The sequence below is a fragment of the Carboxydocella thermautotrophica genome (genome assembly GCA_003054495.1).
In the GTDB taxonomy this organism is placed as follows: Bacteria; Bacillota.
This window is the reverse complement of sequence record CP028514.1, coordinates 2,359,713-2,379,272: the sequence shown is the minus strand read 5'-3', so window position 1 is coordinate 2,379,272 and position 19,560 is coordinate 2,359,713. Positions and strand designations below refer to the sequence as shown.

General features: G+C 52.8%; 17 protein-coding genes and 1 other annotated feature (1 of these 18 cut by a window edge). All 17 genes read left to right on the top strand.

Annotation, left to right across the window (positions count from 1 at the left end):
- Positions 1-178: a binding site (T-box leader), on the top strand; it begins 49 nt to the left of the window's first position.
- A gap of 53 nt (positions 179-231) precedes the next feature.
- The 17 genes from CTH_RS12075 to queA all read left to right on the top strand — a co-directional run bounded on the left by CTH_RS12075 (position 232) and on the right by queA (position 19,551).
- Positions 232-2,886, top strand: a complete 2,655-nt coding sequence (locus tag CTH_RS12075) for a valine--tRNA ligase (protein ID WP_078666693.1) — start codon at positions 232-234, stop codon at positions 2,884-2,886.
- 213 nt (positions 2,887-3,099) lie between these two features.
- The gene (locus CTH_RS12070) at positions 3,100-4,896 is read left to right on the top strand and encodes an aldehyde ferredoxin oxidoreductase family protein (protein WP_107754072.1); all 1,797 of its coding nucleotides are present in this window, start codon (positions 3,100-3,102) and stop codon (positions 4,894-4,896) included.
- Between the two features lie 72 nt (positions 4,897-4,968).
- Positions 4,969-6,849: a sigma-54-dependent Fis family transcriptional regulator gene (locus tag CTH_RS12065; RefSeq protein ID WP_078666669.1), complete on the top strand. Its 1,881-nt coding sequence runs from the start codon at positions 4,969-4,971 to the stop codon at positions 6,847-6,849.
- Between the two features lie 174 nt (positions 6,850-7,023).
- Positions 7,024-8,187 carry an iron-containing alcohol dehydrogenase gene (locus tag CTH_RS12060; RefSeq protein WP_107754070.1) on the top strand — a complete coding sequence of 388 codons (1,164 nt, stop codon included), beginning with the start codon at positions 7,024-7,026 and terminating at the stop codon, positions 8,185-8,187.
- A 29-nt stretch (positions 8,188-8,216) separates the two neighbouring features.
- Complete coding sequence (locus tag CTH_RS12055) at positions 8,217-10,013, top strand: aldehyde ferredoxin oxidoreductase family protein (protein WP_107754068.1); 1,797 nt, start codon at positions 8,217-8,219, stop codon at positions 10,011-10,013.
- 76 nt (positions 10,014-10,089) lie between these two features.
- Positions 10,090-10,314, top strand: coding sequence for a MoaD/ThiS family protein (locus CTH_RS12050; RefSeq protein ID WP_078666677.1), 225 nt, complete (start codon positions 10,090-10,092; stop codon positions 10,312-10,314).
- A gap of 1 nt (position 10,315) precedes the next feature.
- Positions 10,316-11,131 carry a HesA/MoeB/ThiF family protein gene (locus CTH_RS12045; RefSeq protein ID WP_078666678.1) on the top strand — a complete coding sequence of 272 codons (816 nt, stop codon included), beginning with the start codon at positions 10,316-10,318 and terminating at the stop codon, positions 11,129-11,131.
- A 23-nt stretch (positions 11,132-11,154) separates the two neighbouring features.
- Positions 11,155-12,048 carry a radical SAM protein gene (locus tag CTH_RS12040; protein WP_107754066.1) on the top strand — a complete coding sequence of 298 codons (894 nt, stop codon included), beginning with the start codon at positions 11,155-11,157 and terminating at the stop codon, positions 12,046-12,048.
- A gap of 73 nt (positions 12,049-12,121) precedes the next feature.
- On the top strand, positions 12,122-12,613 hold the full coding sequence (ruvC, locus tag CTH_RS12035; RefSeq protein ID WP_079907851.1) for a crossover junction endodeoxyribonuclease RuvC: 492 nt from the start codon (positions 12,122-12,124) through the stop codon (positions 12,611-12,613).
- Positions 12,610-13,233 carry a Holliday junction branch migration protein RuvA gene (gene ruvA / locus CTH_RS12030; protein WP_078666681.1) on the top strand — a complete coding sequence of 208 codons (624 nt, stop codon included), beginning with the start codon at positions 12,610-12,612 and terminating at the stop codon, positions 13,231-13,233. Before ruvC ends, ruvA begins: the two co-directional genes overlap by 4 nt.
- 148 nt (positions 13,234-13,381) lie before the next feature.
- Complete coding sequence (locus CTH_RS12020) at positions 13,382-13,609, top strand: hypothetical protein (RefSeq protein WP_175577336.1); 228 nt, start codon at positions 13,382-13,384, stop codon at positions 13,607-13,609.
- 250 nt (positions 13,610-13,859) lie between these two features.
- Positions 13,860-14,849, top strand: a complete 990-nt coding sequence (gene ruvB, locus CTH_RS12015; protein ID WP_079907847.1) for a Holliday junction branch migration DNA helicase RuvB — start codon at positions 13,860-13,862, stop codon at positions 14,847-14,849.
- A 2-nt stretch (positions 14,850-14,851) separates the two neighbouring features.
- Positions 14,852-15,058: a DUF2905 domain-containing protein gene (locus CTH_RS12010; protein ID WP_079907846.1), complete on the top strand. Its 207-nt coding sequence runs from the start codon at positions 14,852-14,854 to the stop codon at positions 15,056-15,058.
- Positions 15,059-15,112: 54 nt separating this feature from the next.
- Complete coding sequence (sigI, locus tag CTH_RS12005; RefSeq protein WP_078665363.1) at positions 15,113-15,856, top strand: RNA polymerase sigma factor SigI; 744 nt, start codon at positions 15,113-15,115, stop codon at positions 15,854-15,856.
- A gap of 18 nt (positions 15,857-15,874) precedes the next feature.
- Positions 15,875-16,924, top strand: coding sequence for an anti-sigma factor domain-containing protein (locus CTH_RS12000; RefSeq protein WP_107754064.1), 1,050 nt, complete (start codon positions 15,875-15,877; stop codon positions 16,922-16,924).
- Between the two features lie 119 nt (positions 16,925-17,043).
- The gene (locus CTH_RS11995; protein WP_078665361.1) at positions 17,044-18,432 is read left to right on the top strand and encodes a SpoIID/LytB domain-containing protein; all 1,389 of its coding nucleotides are present in this window, start codon (positions 17,044-17,046) and stop codon (positions 18,430-18,432) included.
- Between the two features lie 93 nt (positions 18,433-18,525).
- Entirely contained in the window at positions 18,526-19,551 is a 1,026-nt protein-coding gene (gene queA / locus CTH_RS11990) for a tRNA preQ1(34) S-adenosylmethionine ribosyltransferase-isomerase QueA (RefSeq protein WP_078665360.1), read from the top strand.
- The last annotated feature ends 9 nt before the right edge of the window (positions 19,552-19,560 follow it).

Sequence of the window (19,560 nt, the reverse complement as noted above, 5' to 3'; positions counted from 1 at the left end):
AAACCCGCAGGCTGAAAGGTTTCCGGGGGAATGCGCTGAAGGTCGCCCCAGAGCTCTGCTGTTGAAGAAAAGTAGACAGCAGCGGGTCTGCCCGTTACAGCTGTAGAGGGTTTCTCTGCTGTTCCGGCAGGGAAAAACTAAGGTGGTACCGCGGAAGCCTGGCTCTTTCGCCCTTAGGGGTGAAAGAGCCTTTTGTTTTTAGAACATATTCGTATAGAGGGGAGAGCAATTATGACCACTGCAACCAGAAGCGGCCAATTACCTACAACCTATAACCCCCAGGAAGTGGAAAGCAAATGGTATTCCCGCTGGGAGGAAAAGGGCTATTTTCATGCTGAGGTTGACAAAAACAAAGAGCCTTTCAGTATCGTGATGCCCCCGCCCAATGTGACCGGGGCTCTGCACATGGGCCATGCCCTGGATAACACCATGCAGGATATTCTCATCCGCTGGAAGCGGATGCAGGGTTACAATACCCTCTGGATGCCGGGCACTGACCATGCCGGAATTGCTACCCAGGCCAAAGTGGAGGAACAGCTGGCCAAAGAAGGTTTGTCCAAGTATGACCTGGGCCGGGAGAAATTTCTGGAACGGGTTTGGGACTGGAAAAATACTTATGGTGACCGCATTACCAAACAGTTGCGCCGCCTGGGGGCTTCCTGTGACTGGCAGCGGGAACGCTTTACTATGGATGAAGGCTGCTCTAAAGCGGTCAGGGATGTGTTTGTGGAGCTCTATAACAAAGGCCTCATTTACCGGGGCAGTTATATCATCAACTGGTGTCCCAAGTGCATGACCACCATTTCCGATATCGAGGTGGAGCACGAGGAAACAGCCGGCAAGCTCTATCACATTGCCTATCCGGTCAAGGATAGCCAGGAACGCATCATTGTAGCCACCACCCGCCCCGAAACCATGCTGGGGGACGTAGCCGTAGCCGTACATCCGGAAGATGAGCGCTATCGTCACCTGATCGGCAAAACCTTGATTCTGCCTATTCTGGGTCGGGAAATTCCGGTGATTGCTGACGAATATGTGGAAAAAGAATTTGGGACCGGGGCGGTGAAAATCACGCCAGCCCATGACCTGAATGACTTTGAAATTGGTCAGCGCCACCATTTGCCCCAGATTACTGTCATGACCAGAGAAGGTTTGATGAACGAAGAGGCCGGGCCTTACCAGGGGATGGAACGCTATGCCTGCCGGGCCCAGATAGTCAAAGATCTGGAAGCCCAGGGCTACCTGGTAAAAGTGGAAGAACATACTCATGCCGTTGGGCATTGCTACCGCTGTGATACTGTGATCGAACCCATGGTTTCACCCCAGTGGTTTGTCAAGATGAAGCCCCTGGCCGAACCGGCCATCAAGGTGGTGCAGGAAGGGAAACTGCGGTTTGTGCCGGAGCGTTTCACCAAAATCTACATCAACTGGCTGGAAAACATCAGGGACTGGTGCATTTCCCGCCAGCTCTGGTGGGGACACCGCATTCCCGTCTGGTACTGTCAGGATTGTGGGGCAGAAATCTGTGCCAAGGAAAACCCCACCAGCTGTCCGCACTGTGGCAGCACTAACCTGGAACAGGACCCCGATGTGCTGGATACCTGGTTCAGTTCCGCCCTCTGGCCCTTTTCCACCATGGGCTGGCCGGAACAGACGGAGGAACTGGCCCATTTTTATCCTACTTCAGTGCTGGTCACCGGCCGGGATATCATTTTCTTCTGGGTGGCCCGCATGATTTTCATGGGTCTCGAGTTCATGCAGGAGCGGCCCTTCAAGGAAGTTCTCATCCATGGGCTGGTGCTGGATGCTCAGGGGCGGAAGATGTCCAAATCCCTGGGTAATGGGGTTGATCCAATAGATATCATTGACCAGTACGGAGCCGATACCCTGCGCTTTATGCTGATTACCGGCAATACCCCCGGTAATGACCTGCGCTTCCAGCAGGAACGCCTGGAAGGAACCCGGAATTTTGCCAACAAGATCTGGAATGCTGCCCGCTTTGCTCTGCTCAACCTGGGGGACTTCAAGCCGGAGGAAGTGCAGCCGGAATTGGCCCTGGCTGATCGCTGGATTCTCAGCCGCCTCAATCATACCATTGAGGAAGTAACCCGGCAACTGGATCGCTATGAACTGGGGGAAGCGGCCCGGGTTCTCTATGATTTCATCTGGAGTGAATTCTGTGACTGGTATATTGAATTGATCAAGCCCCGGCTTTACGGGAAAGAAACCCCTGGCTCCCGGGCTACGGCCCAGTGGACCCTCTGGTATGTATTGAGCCGGACTATGGAACTGCTGCATCCCTTTATGCCCTTTATCACCGAGGAAATCTGGCAGGCTCTGCCCCACCAGGGCGAAACCATCATGCTGGCTCCCTGGCCGCAGGTCAAACCGGAATACAATGATTCTGAAGCTGAAGCAGCCATGGAGCTGCTGATGGAAGCCATTCGGGCGGTGCGCAATATCCGGGCGGAGATGAATGTACCCCCTTCCCGTCAGATTGCTGCCATTCTGGCGGCCAACCGGGAGGAAAATCTGGCGGTATTGCAGGCGGGAGCCAGTTACCTCAAACAGCTGGCCGGTATCGGTGAACTGGAGCTGGTGCTGACCCTGCCGGAGAAACCGGCTCAAGCGGCGGCTGCTGTGGCTAAAGGGGTGGAAATCTACCTGCCTCTGGCCGGGCTGATTGATATCGAGAAGGAGAAAGAGCGGCTAGCCAGAGAGCTGGCCAAAGTGGAAGAAGACCTGGCCCGTGTGGAAGCCAAGCTGAACAATGAAAGCTTTGTCGCCAGGGCCCCGGCAGCGGTGGTGGAAAAGGAAAAAGCCAGAGCGGCTGAGTACCGGGAAAAAGCAGAGGCGCTAAGGGAAAGGCTTGCTGCCCTGGGGTGATGAGATAGTCAAAATAATGGAGCTGTCCCTTGCGGGGCAGCTCTTCTTGTTGCTTGTAGTTGTTTCACCTTATGTATAGCTACATACGGGCCCAAAAGTCTCACGATTATACTGAAGAAAAAGAAAATTGCAGAAAAGAAAACTTACCCGGCAGGAAAAACCTGCCTCTGCGGCGAAATATTTACCTACATTTCGAGTAGAGGAGGGGTATTTGTGTCTAACGCTTATGCAGGCAAAATCCTGCGCATCAATTTAACTACCGGCTCTATCACCACCGAAGTCCTGCCGGTGGAGAAAGCCAGAGCCTTTCTCGGCGGCCGGGGCCTGGGGGGCCGCATGCTGGCCGAAGAAATCCCAGCCGGAATCGATCCCCTGAGTGAAGCTAACAAAATCTTTTTCATTACCGGTCCGCTTACCGGTACTTCCGCTCCGACTTCCGGACGTTACATGGTAGTTACCAAATCCCCCCTCAACAATACCATTGCCTCTTCCAACTCCGGAGGTTTCTGGGGCGCAGAACTGAAATTCGCTGGCTATGACATGGTGATTGTAGAAGGGAAAGCAGCCAAACCCGTATATATCTACATCAAGGATGACCAGGTGGAAATCCGCCCTGCCGACAAGTACTGGGGCAAACTGGTCAGTGAAACCACTGACGGACTTCTGGCTGAGGCAGGAGACGACAAGGCCAGGGTATTGACCATCGGTCCGGCCGGGGAACGGCTATCTCCCATCGCTGCCGTCATGAATGACCGCTACCGGGCCGCAGGCCGTTCCGGGGTAGGTGCCGTCATGGGTTCTAAGAACCTGAAGGCCATCGTGGTGCGAGGCAGCGGTAAGGTAGAAGTAGCCCAGCCCGACCGCTTCAAGGAAGTGGTCAGCGGGCTGTTGAAGAAAATCCGGGAGAACGGCGTCACCGGTCAGGGCCTGCCGGCTTATGGCACAGCGGTGCTGGTCAATATCATCAATGAAAGCGGCATATTTCCCACCAACAATTTTCAGGAAGCCTATTTCCCGGCTGCCGATGAAATCTCCGGGGAAACCCTGGCGGAGAAATACCTGAAAAAGAAAGATCCCTGTTACCGCTGTCCCATCGCCTGTGGCCGCTACTGTGAAGTGGATGGGGAAGAAGGGGGCGGTCCGGAGTATGAAACCATCTGGGCCTATGGCTCTGACTGTGGCGTCTCCGACCTGAAAGCGATAATCAAGGCCAACAATCTCTGCAATGAGTACGGTTTGGATACCATCTCAGCTGGAGCTACCATTGCGGCGGCCATGGAGCTCTACCAGCGGGGCATCATCAAGCCCGAGGAAGTGGATGGACCGGAGCTGAAATGGGGCAGTGGGGAAGCCATCGTGGAATGGACCCGCAAGATGGGAGCCGGGGAAGGCCTGGGGGCCAAACTGGCGCTGGGTTCCGCCCGGTTGTGTGAGGCCTATGGCCATCCGGAGCTGGCGATGGCGGTCAAGAAGCAGGAACTGCCGGCCTATGACCCGCGGGGTGTGCAGGGCCATGGTTTGCAGTATGCTACCTCCAACCGGGGTGGCTGCCATGTGCGGGGTTACATGATTTCCCCGGAAATTCTGGGCTTGCCGGAGAAACTGGACCGGTTCTCCCTGGAGGGGAAAGCGGAATGGGTGAAGGTATTCCAGGACCTGACGGCAGTAATCGACAGCCTGGGGCTGTGCCTGTTCACCTCCTTTGCCCTGGGGGCGCAGGATTATGCCGACCTGTATAATGCCGCCACCGGGGAAAACCTGACAGCAGAACAACTGCTGGCCTGCGGGGAACGGATCTGGAACAATGAGCGCCTGTTCAACCTGCAGGAGGGCTATACCGCCCAGGATGACACCCTGCCCCGGCGCTTACTGGAAGAGCCCATTCCGGACGGGCCATCCAAGGGCAGTGTGCACCGGCTGGCAGAATTGCTGCCTGTCTATTACCAGGTGCGGGGCTGGGATGAAAACGGAGTGCCAACAGCGGCCAGGAGACAGGAACTGGGGTTATAAGAAGAAAAGGAGGGCTTCCTGGACCGGGAAGTCCTCCTTTGACAATAATTCGCAAAGGTGGGTGAAAAGAGGATGAGTGAGCAATGGCGGCGCTTTATAGCTGGTGAGAATACAGTGAGTGGAGTAGAACCGATCATCCTGCGTTCCTGGCAGAGGAGCAGAGAAAGAAGAGTAAACTACCGACTGGTAAAGGATACTGATATACTCCCGGCGCCGCTTTTGCGTGAGCGTTGTCAAGCTCAGGAGAGTTTAGTTCAAGCTGCAGAACAGGTACTTCCGTATATTTATCGTTTGCTGCAGGGTCAGAATTATATGGTCATTTTGTGTGATTTCGAAGGCTATATTTTAAAAGTAGTCGGAGATCCGCCTTTTCTGACCAGAGCACAACAAGTACAGTTATCACCGGGAGCCAACTGGCGAGAAGACGTAAGGGGTACAAATGCCATTGGTACGTCAATTTCCGAAGGTACGGCAGTAAAAGTATTAGGCTGGGAGCATTATGTTCAGGAGAACCATTTTTTATCCTGCTGGGCTGCTCCTGTACGTAATCCCCAGGGGAAAATCGTAGGGGTTCTGGATATATCCGGAGAAAGTGGACAGAGAAATAGTCGTTTTCTGGAAATAGCCTTGATTGGCGCTAAAATGATCGAACAAAACCTGCTTCTTGCTGAATTGCAAAAAGAAGCTGCTATAAGTCAGCGAGGATTGCAGCTGGCTGGAGCTATGCTGCGGCAAGGATTTATTGTAATAGACAACAAAGGGGTAATCAAGGAAATTAACCAGCAGGGTGCGCAGCTCCTGGGTAAAAGACGAGAGGAAATAATTGGTAACACGGTAGGAGATGTTTTTGATAATACCAAAAGTATCCTGTTCAGCCACAAGAGATTAGACCTGCAGTTTGAAGACAATGCTGGCAAGGAAATTGATTCCCGTCTGATACGAGTTACTTCCCCTGAAGGTCGTTTGCTCGGTAGCGTTGGGGTTTTAAACCTGACCAGGGCAAATGTCGATCCCATAGAGTCCAGCTGCTGGGTTGGGAACTGTGCCAAATCGAAACAGGTGCTGGATATAGCGGCTAGAGCGGCTGCGGTCAATGTTTCTGTATTGCTTCAGGGGGAAAGTGGTACAGGTAAAGAAGTGATAGCCCGATATATTCATCAGCTGAGTGACCGCCGGGAAGGACCGTTTGTAGCCTTAAATTGTGCAGCCTTGCCTCCTAATTTGATTGAAAGTGAGCTTTTCGGCTATGCTGAAGGCGCTTTTACCGGTGCCAAAAAAGGTGGACAACCGGGCAAATTTGAACTGGCTGATGGCGGAACGATTTTTCTTGATGAAATTGGGGATATGCCTGCCAATGTACAGGTGGCTCTGTTAAGATTGCTGCAGGAAAGGGAAGTTTGTCGCATCGGTGATCACAAGGTCAGGAAAATTAATGTGAGGGTAATTGCGGCAACCCATAAAGATTTAGAAAAACTGGTTAAAACTGGCTTGTTTCGTCTGGATCTGTATTATCGTTTAAAAGTGGTTACCATTAACCTGCCGCCACTACGGGAGCGAATAGAGGACATCTATGACCTGGTACCCTATTTTGTTTCTAAAGCTTGCCAGAATATGGGTAAACCTTTGCTGGAAGTGGACCGGGAAATATATCCTTATTTACTTGCTTACCATTGGCCCGGAAATGTGCGGGAATTGGAAAATATTATAACTGGCATGGTTGCTTTAGCCGGTGGACCTCAAATCACGGTAGCGGATTTGCCTCCCGAACTGCGGCAAAATCTATTTTGTAGCACAAAAGTCGAGGAAGGAGCGTTATTGGAAGAAAAAACCAGGCTGGCTATTATCGAGGCATTACAAAAAACCAAAGGGAAAATTGCTCCGGCTGCCAGGCTGCTGGGAATGGGCAGAACTACCCTGTATCGAAAACTGAAGGAATACAATTTGCTTAAATGAACAAAGTGTACCGGCACGAACTGTTTTATTGTGGAACAGTTCGTTTTTTTTTCGGTTCAGCAAAGCCGTTAATTCAGGTTGATGGATTTTTCTGAAAATTGGCATGAATTTTGCAAAAGATGATTAATGCCAACACAACCAGTAAAAGATTATAGTAGGAAGGAGGAATGAAAGATGTCAGTTGTTCATCAGGTTTATGGTTATTTTATGCCTACGGTTAATTTAATGGGGGCCGGGGCTGCTCAGAAAGTGGGTGAACAGGCAAAGCTTCTGGGGGGTAAAAAAGTCTTACTGGTTACTGATGCTTATTTGAACCAGATAGGCATGGCCAAAGAGATCAGTGACATTATTGAAAAGGAAGGCATTAAAGTAGTAATTTATCCGGGGGCAGAACCGAATCCGACTGATAAAAATGTTCATGATGGGGTTGACCTCTTCAAAAAAGAAGGCTGTGACCTGATTGTTTCCCTGGGTGGGGGTTCAAGTCATGACTGTGCCAAAGGGATTGGTATTGTAGCTGCTAATGGCGGGAACATCCGTGACTATGAAGGTGTGGATAAATCCACCAAACCGATGATTCCCTTGATTGCAGTCAACACAACAGCTGGTACTGCCAGTGAAATGACCCGTTTTTGTATCATCACTGATACGGACCGTCATGTAAAAATGGCTATCGTTGACTGGCGTTGTACTCCGAATGTTGCCATTAACGACCCGTTGCTGATGATGAAAAAGCCACCGGCATTGACCGCAGCTACTGGTATGGATGCCTTGACTCATGCGGTGGAAGCCTATGTATCCACGGCGGCTACTCCGGTAACCGATTCAGCTGCCCTGATGGCCATCAAATTGATTAGCCAGTATTTGCGGCGGGCAGTAGCAAATGGTGATGACTTTGAGGCCCGGGATAAAATGGCTTATGCTGAGTTTTTGGCTGGTATGGCGTTTAATAACGCCAGCCTCGGTTATGTTCATGCGATGGCTCACCAGCTGGGTGGTTTTTATAACCTGCCCCACGGGGTTTGCAATGCTATCCTCTTGCCTCATGTAGAACGGTTCAACCTGATCGCCAATCCGCAGCGGTTTGCTGATATTGCTGAAGCAATGGGAGAAAACATTGCCGGCCTTTCTGTGCGCGCTGCGGCTGACAAGGCGCTGGAGGCAATTGTGCAATTGTCCCAGGATATTGGGATTCCGCGGGGGCTGACTGAACTGGGAGTAAAAGAAGAAGATATTCCTGTCATGGCTCAAAATGCTATGAAAGATGCCTGTAGTTTAACCAACCCACGGAAGGCTACCCTGGAGGATGTAATTCAAATTTATAAAAATGCTTTGTAACAAGATATGAAGAAAGAGGTGTTTGCACAGTGTTCAATGCTTATTCGGGTAAAATTCTGCGCATCAATTTAACTACCGGTTCTATCACCACCGAAGCCCTGCCGGTGGAGAAAGCCAGAGCCTTTCTCGGCGGCCGGGGCCTGGGGGGCCGCATGCTGGCCGAGGAAATTCCGGCTGGTATCGATCCTTTGAGTGAAGCTAACAAAATCTTTTTCATTACCGGTCCGCTTACCGGTACTTCCGCTCCGACTTCCGGACGTTACATGGTAGTTACCAAATCCCCCCTCAACAATACCATTGCCTCTTCCAACTCCGGAGGTTTCTGGGGCGCAGAACTGAAATTCGCTGGCTATGACATGGTGATTGTAGAAGGGAAAGCAGCCAAACCCGTATATATCTACATCAAGGATGACCAGGTGGAAATCCGCCCTGCCGACAAGTACTGGGGCAAACTGGTCAGTGAAACCACTGACGGACTTCTGGCTGAGGCAGGAGACGACAAGGCCAGGGTATTGACCATCGGTCCGGCCGGGGAACGGCTATCTCCCATCGCTGCCGTCATGAATGACCGCTACCGGGCCGCAGGCCGTTCCGGGGTAGGTGCCGTCATGGGTTCTAAGAACCTGAAGGCCATCGTGGTGCGAGGCAGCGGTAAGGTAGAAGTAGCCCAGCCCGACCGCTTCAAGGAAGTGGTCAGCGGGCTGTTGAAGAAAATCCGGGAGAACGGCGTCACCGGCCAGGGCCTGCCGGCTTATGGCACAGCGGTGCTGGTCAATATCATCAATGAAAGCGGCATATTGCCCACCAACAACTTTCAGGAAGCCTATTTCCCGGCTGCCGATGAAATCTCCGGGGAAACTCTGGCGGAGAAATACCTGAAAAAGAAAGATCCCTGTTATCGCTGTCCTATTGCCTGTGGCCGCTACTGTGAAGTAGACGGGGAAGAAGGGGGCGGTCCGGAGTATGAAACCATCTGGGCCTATGGCTCTGACTGTGGCGTCTCCGACCTGAAAGCGATAATCAAGGCCAACAATCTCTGCAATGAGTACGGTTTGGATACCATCTCAGCTGGAGCTACCATTGCGGCGGCCATGGAGCTTTACCAGCGGGGCATCATCAAGCCCGAGGAAGTGGATGGACCGGAGCTGAAGTGGGGCAGTGGGGAAGCCATCGTGGAATGGACCCGCAAGATGGGAGCCGGGGAAGGCCTGGGGGCCAAGCTGGCTTTGGGTTCCGCCCGGTTGTGTGAGGCCTATGGCCATCCGGAGCTGGCGATGGCGGTCAAGAAGCAGGAACTGCCGGCCTATGACCCGCGGGGTGTGCAGGGCCATGGTTTGCAGTATGCTACCTCCAACCGGGGTGGCTGCCATGTGCGGGGTTACATGATTTCCCCTGAGATTCTGGGCTTGCCGGAGAAGTTGGACCGGTTCTCCCTGGAGGGGAAAGCGGAATGGGTGAAGGTATTCCAGGACCTGACGGCAGTAATCGACAGCCTGGGGCTGTGCCTGTTCACCTCCTTTGCCCTGGGGGCGCAGGATTATGCCGACCTGTATAATGCCGCCACCGGGGAAAACCTGACAGCAGAACAACTGCTGGCCTGCGGGGAACGGATCTGGAACAATGAGCGCCTGTTCAACCTGCAGGAGGGCTATACCGCTCAGGACGATACCCTGCCCCGGCGTTTACTGGAAGAGCCCATTCCGGACGGGCCGTCCAAGGGCAGTGTGCACCGGCTGGCAGAATTGCTGCCTGTCTATTACCAGGTGCGGGGCTGGGATGAAAACGGAGTGCCAACAGCGGCCAGGAGACAGGAACTGGGGTTATAAAGAGAGAAAGAGGGCTTCCCGGACTGGGAAGTCCTCTTTTCTCTATGGTATAATAAAAAGAAAAGGGTGATGGCAGATGAAGGTAACGGTAAAATTGTTTGCGACTTTACGCACCGGACGCTTTAAGGTGGAGACCCGGGAGTATCCGGAGGGAACCACGGTAGGGCGAATTGTGGAGGAACTGGGCATTCCGGAGGAGGAGCTGGCCCTGATCCTGGTCAATGGCCGGGATGTAGAACTGGAGCATCAGCTGACAGATGGGGATACGCTGTCTCTGTTCCCACCGGTAGGAGGTGGCTAATATGGACCTGAGAGCATTTCTGGCTCAGCACTGTCAGGGAGATTTACTGCCCTGGTCAGCCCAGGTAGAGGCTGCCGAGCGTTTTCAATTAACCCTGGCCCAGGTGGAAGAAGCGGCGCTGGAAGCTGGTTTTCTGCCGGCCCGCTATCAACGTAACCGGCAGACCATTTCCCTGGCCGACCAGCTGACCTTGTTACGCAGCACGGTAGCTGTAATTGGATGCGGAGGCTTAGGGGGCTATATTCTGGAAGAGCTGGCCCGCCTGGGGGTGGGACGGATCTATGCTATTGATCCCGATGGGTTTGAGGAACACAATCTCAATCGCCAGTTGCTGTCTACCCCGGCTGACCTGGGGCGACCCAAAGTCATGGTAGCGGCGGAAAGATTGGCCCGCATTAACCCGGCTGTAACGGTTGTGCCGCAGCAAAAAGCCTTTTCCCAGGCCAATGGCAGGGAACTGCTGGCAGGGGCCCAGGTAGTAGTAGATGCCCTGGACAATATTGATACTCGCCTGGAACTGGCGGCAGTCTGCCGGGAGTTGCAGTTACCCCTGGTTCACGGGGCAATTGGCGGCTGGTTTGGCCAGGTAACTACCCAGTTTCCCGGGGAGGAAACCGTAGAACGCATTTACCGGCGAAGAGCTGAAAGCAAGGGAGTAGAAAAAAAGCTGGGCAACCCTGCTTTTACACCGGCGGTGGTAGCCAGCCTGGAAGTGGCCGAAGTGGCCAAAATCCTGTTGAGGACCGGTGAATCTTTGAGTCAACGGTTACTGACCATCAATCTGTTAACCATGGAGATGGAAATTATCGAAATATAACAGGGGAGCAAAGGGGTAAAACAGTGCAATTCGGGCGTTTATTCTATCTGGCCAGGTATTATCTGGTCAGCAAATTTTCACAGCGCAAGCAACCCATTTTAGCCGGGGTTAAACTAACCCACCGCTGTTCTTTGCGCTGCCGCCAGTGTCCTTACTGGCGCAGACCGGGACCAGAACTGAGCTGGCGGCAGCTGCAGAATCTTTTTCCTTTTTTACGGCAGGAAGGGATCAGGCTATTGATTCTGGAAGGTGGGGAGCCAACCCTCTGGCGGGATGGAAAAAAGACCCTGGCGGATGTAATTGAACTGGCAAAAAAATATTTTTACACTGTTGGTGTAACTACCAATGGTTTACAGCCTTTAATTTATCCGGCCGACATCTACTGGGTCAGTATCGATGGCCTGCCGGATACCCATGACTGCTGGCGAGGGAAGAGTTTTAACCGGATTATGGATCATATCAGGGCAGCCTGCAGCCGGGTGTTGGCCAACATCACTATTCACCGCTACAATGTGCGGGAAATACCGGAGCTGGTCAAACTGCTGGCCGGAAAAGTGCAGGGGATTACCATCCAGTTTTTTTATCCTTATCCCGAAAGCGAAGATATGCTTTGCAGCTGGGAGGAGCGGCGCTGGGTGCTGACAGAATTGCAGAATTTAAAACAGGCCGGTTATCCGGTAGCCGATAGTCTGGCAGCCCTGGAGGCTCTTAAGGATAACCGCTGGCAGTGTGAAAGCTGGATGATTGCCAACGTGGACCCGGACGGCACCTATCGCCAGGGCTGTTACCTGCTCAATCGGACTAGCGGTCCTTCCTGTGCCCTCTGCGGCTTTGCCGCTCATACGGAAATTTCTCTGGCATACCAGTTGAACTGGCAGGCACTAGGGGCTGGACGCGAGATTCTGGGAATTTTTTGAGAAGCAGCAGGAGAACGAATATTCGCTGACGAATATATTATATTTGTACTATGTTTGGAGAGGAAGCAGCGGCATGATTATTTTGGGAGTAGACCCGGGGACAGCCATCACTGGTTACGGGGTGGTGGAGTACCTGGGTAACCGTTTTCGCCCTCTGGCTTATAGCTGTATTCGCACCACCCCGGAGCTGGATTTGCCCCGGAGATTGCTGGTCATTCACCAGGAAATCACTGCTCTGATCCGGGAGTTCCAACCGGACCAGGTTGCTGTAGAGGAATTGTTTTTTAACCGCAATACCACTACTGCTCTGGCGGTAGGGCAAGCCCGGGGGGCGGTGCTGCTGGCCTGTGCCCAGGCGGAGCTGCCGGTTTTTGAATATACTCCCCTGCAGGTAAAGCAAGCAGTGGTAGGATACGGGCGGGCGGAAAAACAGCAGGTCCAGGCCATGGTGAAGGCTATTTTAAATTTGCCCGGGGTGCCCAAACCCGATGATGTGGCCGATGCTCTGGCCCTGGCTATCTGTCATGCTCATTCCAATTATTCGCTTCTGGGGAGGATGTCATGATTGCTTTTCTACGGGGGAAGCTGGTAGCCAACCAGCTGGACAGTTGCCTTTTGGATGTAAACGGCGTAGGATATAAAGTATATATTCATGCCCGGACAGCGGGGGCTCTGCCGGAAATCGGGGAAGAAGCATTATTGCATACCTCCCTGCAAGTCCGGGAAGAAGGCTGGTCCCTCTATGGTTTTACCAAAGCCGGGGAACGGGATTTGTTTGAGTTACTGCAAACTGTGGCAGGGATAGGACCGAAAGGGGCTCTGGCCTGTCTGGGGGTTTTAGGCCAGGATGGCCTCTGTCTCGCAGTAATGGAGGAAAATGTCAAGGCCCTAACTTCTGTACCGGGGATTGGTCCTAAAACAGCCAAAAGAATGGTGCTGGAGTTGAAAGATCGCTTGAAAAAGCTGATGGGAGAAGACCTGGCCCTGCCTGCTAATATGGAACTGCCGACAGGAAGAGAAGGGGAAATGGAAGCGACTGCTGATGCGATTCTGGCCTTAGAGGCCCTGGGCTATCAGCCGCAGGAAGCCCGGCAGGCGGTGGCGGCAGTGTTGACTGAAGAGCCCGGGGATCTGCCCATTGAGGAGATTCTGAAAAAAGCACTGGCTTATCTGGCAACCGGATAGGAGGTATGCAGCAGCTTCAAAACTATACTATAATTGATTGTATTTAACTGTTTTACAACATTAAAAGTATGGAACTATTATCCACTGGAGAAGCAGCAAAGAGATTAGGTGTACACCCGAACAGGCTTCGGGCCTGGGAAAAGAACGGGTGACTATAGAACTCAGGCAACTGGTATCGCAAATCAAGCAAAACCTGACCCGGAAGGTTAATCCTGATAGACCTGGGGAAGGAAAAGGGATGACCCGTGGGGTCAGGGCCTGCTTGAGGCGGCTGGAGGAGAGGCTTTCTGTGCATAACGGGCTTGCTCCGTGTGAACAGGAGGCGTATAACTCCGTCTGGCCTGACCTGAAGTTATTGGCCCTGTCCGTACGGTGACCCCGTTAGCCGGTGTCGGAGAAACCGGTAGGCGTCCTAACAGGACGCGGGAGGCGGAGTTATACTCTCACCGGGAGGTCAGCATAAACCGGTGCAGTACTCCCGTCCGGGTGGAACTCCCGGGCCGAGGTCCCCTGTCGCCCTGCCCTGCGGGGCCAAATCAAGTATTCGGAAGGAGGCGAAAGCCTGGTCTGGGGGCCGACTTGACTAAAAATAAAAACAGTCAAGTTTTTTGAACCAGGCCTGAGGAATGGAAGAAAGACTGCTCTCACCTCAAATGGGGGAAGAGGCTGAATGGGATTTAAGTCTAAGGCCCCGCCGCCTGAAGGAATATATCGGCCAAACCAGGGTCAAGGAACACTTGCAAATTTTCATCGAAGCAGCCAGAGCCCGAAGGGAAGCTCTGGACCATGTGTTGCTTTATGGCCCTCCCGGCCTGGGTAAAACCACCCTGGCTACGGTGATTGCCAATGAAATGGGAGTGAATTTGCGCATTACTTCCGGGCCTGCCATTGAGCGTCCTGGAGATCTGGCGGCTTTGCTCACCAATTTGCAGGCCCGGGATATTCTGTTTATCGATGAGATTCATCGTCTCAGCCGCAGTGTGGAGGAAGTGCTTTATGCCGCCATGGAGGATTTTGCTCTGGATATTGTTATCGGCAAGGGTCCCAGTGCCCGTTCCCTGCGCCTGGATTTGCCGCCCTTTACCCTGGTAGGAGCGACCACTCGAGCCGGGGCTTTAAGTGCCCCGTTGCGGGATCGGTTCGGGGTAATCTGCCGCCTGGATTACTATGAACAAGACGAACTGACCGCCATTGTGGTGCGGGCGGCCGGGATTTTGCAAATCCCCATTACCATTGAGGGAGCGCGGGAGATTGCTGGCCGTTGCCGGGGCACCCCCCGCATTGCCAACCGATTGTTGAAACGGGTACGGGACTATGCCCAGGTTAGAGCTCAGGGGAGGATTACCGGGGAGGTAGCGGCCCAGGCCCTGGATTTGCTGGCAGTGGATGAGCTGGGCCTGGACCAGACAGATCGCCGCTTGCTGGAAACCATTATTCTCAAATTTGGGGGCGGCCCGGTAGGGCTGGACACCCTGGCCGCTTCTACAGGGGAAGAGGCCACTACTATCGAAGATGTTTATGAACCTTTCCTGTTACAGCTGGGTTTCATCCAGCGCACCCCCAGGGGTCGCGTGGCCACCCAGCTGGCCTATCGCCATTTGGGAGTGGAGGTATAGGTATGGGTAAATGGCTGATGGGAACAGGTCTGTTTCTGGTGGGAGCGGGCCTGTTAATCTGGTTAATGGAGAAAATTCTGCCTGCTGGCCGTTTGCCAGGGGATATCTATATTCAGAAAGGGAATTTTACCTTTTACTTTCCTCTTGCTACCAGCATTGTGATCAGCATAATTCTTACTCTTTTGTTAAATTTGCTTTTTCGGCGTTAGTACCCCCGTAAAAAGAGGGGATAGAGCGAATCTATTTGATGAGGGGTGAAAGGCATGGGTCGAACCGAACCCCATATGGAGGTCCAGGAATCTCCCCGGCATCTGGAGCTGTTAGCCCAGGCGCAACGAGGAGAGCACGGGGCACGGGAGGAACTCATCCGCCAGTTTAAACCCTTCATTTTGCGAGTGCTTTCGCAAAGAAGCGGACGGTTTGTACAACAGGGCCAGGATGAGGAAATCAGTATCGGCTTAATGGCCTTTGATGAGGCCATTAACAGTTATGACCCCCAGAAGAGCGGTAGCTTTCTTGCCTTTGCTGAAACAGTAATTAAACGGCGGTTAATTGACTATTACCGCAAAGAACAGCGCGGGAATAAGGTAATCCCTCTGTCGGGTCTGGGCCAGGAAGAGGAAGATGGCCTGGTAGTAGCTGAACGCATGACCATGCACCAGGCGATGCTACAGCATCAGCTGGAACAGGAACGCCTGGAACGCCGGGAGGAGATTGTAGCCTATAGCAAGTTGCTGGCCCGCTTTCAGATCAGTTTCCGGGAGCTGCCGGAAATTTGTCCCAAACACGCCGATGCCAGAGCCAATGCCCTGGCTGCTGCTCGGCTGGTGGCAGAGCGGCCGGAACTGCGTCAGCACCTGCTCAATCGGGGCGAATTGCCCTTGAAAGAGTTGACAGAGCTGGTAGAGGTCAGCCGCAAGACTCTGGAACGGCAACGCAAGTACATAATAGCCATCGCCCTCATTTTGATTTATGATTTTTCCTATCTGAAAGAATATGTGCAGTGAGGAAAGTGGTGACCTGCGATGAAAAAGAACAAAGGCGTGGTGCTGGAAATCGAGGGCAAGCAGGCCATTGTCCTGGGCCCCGGTGGCGAATTCCGCACTATTCGCCTGCATAAACCGGTGGAGATTGGTGAGGAAATTGAATTAGGGCCAGAAAAAGTGGCAGTTTTCACCTCCTGGCGACACTGGCTGGGGGCGGTGGCAGCTGTCTTTCTGGTACTGGCTCTTCTGCCCTTCTGGCAGCAGTGGAATCAACCGAACCTGGGCCCTGTAGTTACTTACCTTTCTCTGGACATCAATCCCAGCTTTCAGCTGGGGCTGGATGACCAGAACCGGGTAGTGGAAGAACAAGGATTGAACCAGGAGGCTAAAGAGCTGCTGGCCAGTACGCCCATTCATGGTCTGGCGGCAGCAGAAGCGGTCAATCGCCTGACCAGGGCAGCAGAAGCGGCGGGCTATCTGGGTAAAAACGGTTCGCCCCAGATTATCCTGGCGGTGGCTTCCCGTCAGGGCGAGGCTAAGGCAGCCCAGATTGCAGCTCTTTTAAGGCAGCAGACCAAACAGTTTCTGGAGCGCCAGCAACTGCAGGTGGCTCTGAAGACGGTGGTTACAGTGCCCCAGGCAGTACAGATTGCTGCCGGCCAGGGATTGTCCTTAGGTAAGCTGGTCCAGAATATTGAGGAAAAGAAAAACCGGCAGGAACAGGAAACGGTAAAACCTGCTACGACTGCTGTGGCTAAAGGCGAGAAGCAGCAAACGGTAAAATCCGAAGCCAGGGTGCAGACAGAGACTAAATCTGTTTCCAGGAACAGCACTAAACAGCAGGGGCAATCTACCAAAGAGCAAAAACCTGCGGTAACGGTAAAACCGGCCACAACTAATTCCGGTAAGCCGCAGACCAGCCAACCTGCACCTGCTAATCCGACCAAGCCGGCAGTCGCCCAGCCGGAGGATCAGGGGATTGTTTTCATTACTGAAATTGACCTTTCTCTAGGGGGAGAAGGGGGAACCGCTACTCCTTCCACTTCAGGAGAGACGCAAACACAGCAGCAGAAGACTGATAATAACTGAAAAAATACCTGTCTCAGGTCTATTATGCGCTTGGGACAGGTATTTTTCTTTTTTACCAGCAGGAACTTTCCCTTTTTCTGTCGAATTTTCTTTTTAAGAGAACGGGGGAGGAGAGAACAATGAAGAAAAAAATCGGGACCCTCATCCTCATCGTATTGATGCTGGGCTATCTGACTGCACCGGCCCCGATTCTGGCAGCGGCTCAGCCGATTATCAAGGTGGCCTTGAAAATTGATGCCAGCAGCTATTCTGACAAAATCTACGGCCCTTATCAAGTGGTGGATAACAAAACCGGGGCGGTAGTGGCTACAGTGAATAATAGTGATGGCGTACAGGTAGATGTCAGCCCGGATAATGGCGGGGACATCTATGTGTTAAATGGTGAGGGAGCGGTTACTACTCTGCCTGCTGATAGCACTGGACTTTATGGGGTAGGAGCTGGAGGCACTGTGCAGGCCTTGCCAAAGGACTACTTCATGGTGGATGCTCAGGCTAAGCCGAGGGCGGCCAAAGGCCTGGCCCTGACAGTAGATGGTACGCCTGCAGGTACCTTCGTGGGGCCCCTGGAGTTTCAGCGCCAGTCGACTCAGTTGAACAATCCGCCTTTAATCGGTTTTAATGGCAAAAGATATCGCGGCAATTTCCGCTTAATCCCCCGCTCAGAAACCGCTTTTAATATCATCAATGTTTTACCGATGGAGGAATATCTCTACGGGGTGGTACCATCGGAAATGCCCACTTCCTGGCATATGGAAGCCCTGAAAGCTCAGGCGGTAGCGGCCCGCACCTATGCCCTGCGGCAGATCAAAGCTAATCCGCTGGCGGAATATAACGTTCTGCCTACTGATGCCAGCCAGGTTTATGGCGGGTATGACAAAGAAAGGGGCAGTAGCAGCAGTGCGGTGGATCAGACCCGGGGTGAGGTACTGGTCTATAATGGCCAGCCTATTGACGCTGTTTTCCATTCCAGCAATGGTGGTGCTACTGAAAACAGCGAGGAGGTATGGTCTTCGACAGTAGCTTACCTGCGGGGTAAAGTCGACCCCTTTGATTATAATGACTGGCATTATCGGAGTGACCCGAAAAATACTGTGACCTATGATAAGGCGGGTTTAATCACTCAACTTAATCTTAAAGGCTATAATTTTGGGGATGTTACTGACTTAATAGTGGACAAACTGACCACTGTAGGCCAGCGTATACAAATTTTGCGCATAACTGGTAAGGACAAAAATGGCAACCCGCTGGAAGTGATCCTCAAAAACGCCGACAGGGTTAGGACCACCTTTGGTTTAAAAGCCCGGGCCAAATCCATGACTCTGGTCAAGGACCCTGTAACCCAGGAGCTGCAATCCGTTACCTTTACCTCAGAAGGCTGGGGTCATGGACTGGGGATGTCCCAGTACGGGGCCAAGGGCCGGGCGGAAAACGGTCAGACCTATAAACAGATTCTGCAATTTTACTATACGGGTGCCCAGCTGGTGGGCGATTATAACCAGTCTCAGTAAGAAGGCAGTTATTCTGCCTTCTTTTTTCATTGATATTTTTCGACTTAATGGGTATAATCTACCATGTGTATATTAAAGGGATGAGGGGTTTAAATGCGTGTCAGTGATTTTGATTTTTTTCTACCGGAAGAATTGATTGCCCAGCAGCCAGTGGAACCGCGGGACCATTCGCGTCTTCTGGTGCTTTTTCGCCAGGAGAAGCGCCTGGAACATCGTTACTTTTATCAACTGCCGGAATACTTGCGGGCCGGGGATGTCCTGGTCGTCAATGAAACTCGCGTAATTCCGGCTCGCCTGTTTGGCGAAAAAAAGGGTACTGGTGCTCGAATTGAGGTAGTTTTACTGCACAGAATTGACAAGGATCGCTGGGAAGTATTGCTGAAACCCGGCAAAAGGGCACGACCGGGCACCTGGCTGCAATTTGGTGACGGTTTGCTGGAAGCCGAAGTGGAGGATGTTACTCCGGCAGGGGGCAGAATTCTGCGGTTTGTCTATCGGGGCGTCTGGGAGGAACTGCTGGACCGGCTGGGGGAAATGCCTTTACCTCCCTATATTCGGGAAAAGCTGCCAGACCGGGAGCGCTATCAAACAGTATACGCCCGGGAAGAGGGTTCAGCAGCGGCTCCTACTGCCGGCTTGCATTTTACGCCGCGCCTGCTGGCGGAATTGCAGGAGCGGGGAATAGAAATTGTCAAAGTCCTGCTCCATGTAGGCCTGGGTACTTTCCGTCCGGTAAAGGTGGAGAAGATTGAGGAACATCAGATGCATGCTGAATACTACCGCCTTTCTGCAGAAGCGGCTCAGGTTTTAAACCGGGCCAAAGCCGAAGGGAGGCGGGTAATTGCGGTAGGCACTACCTCCACCCGGGTGCTGGAAACAGCGGCAGTGGCTCCGGGACAGGTCCAGGCCGGGGAAGGCTGGACTGATATTTTTATCTATCCCGGTTATCAGTTTAAGATGATCGATGGCCTGATTACCAATTTCCATTTGCCCAAATCCACCTTATTAATGCTGGTAGCTGCCCTGGTAGGAAGGGAACGGATTCTGGCAGCTTATGAGGAGGCTGTAAGGGAAAGGTATCGCTTTTTCAGTTTTGGGGATGCCATGCTGATCATTTGAGGAGGATTA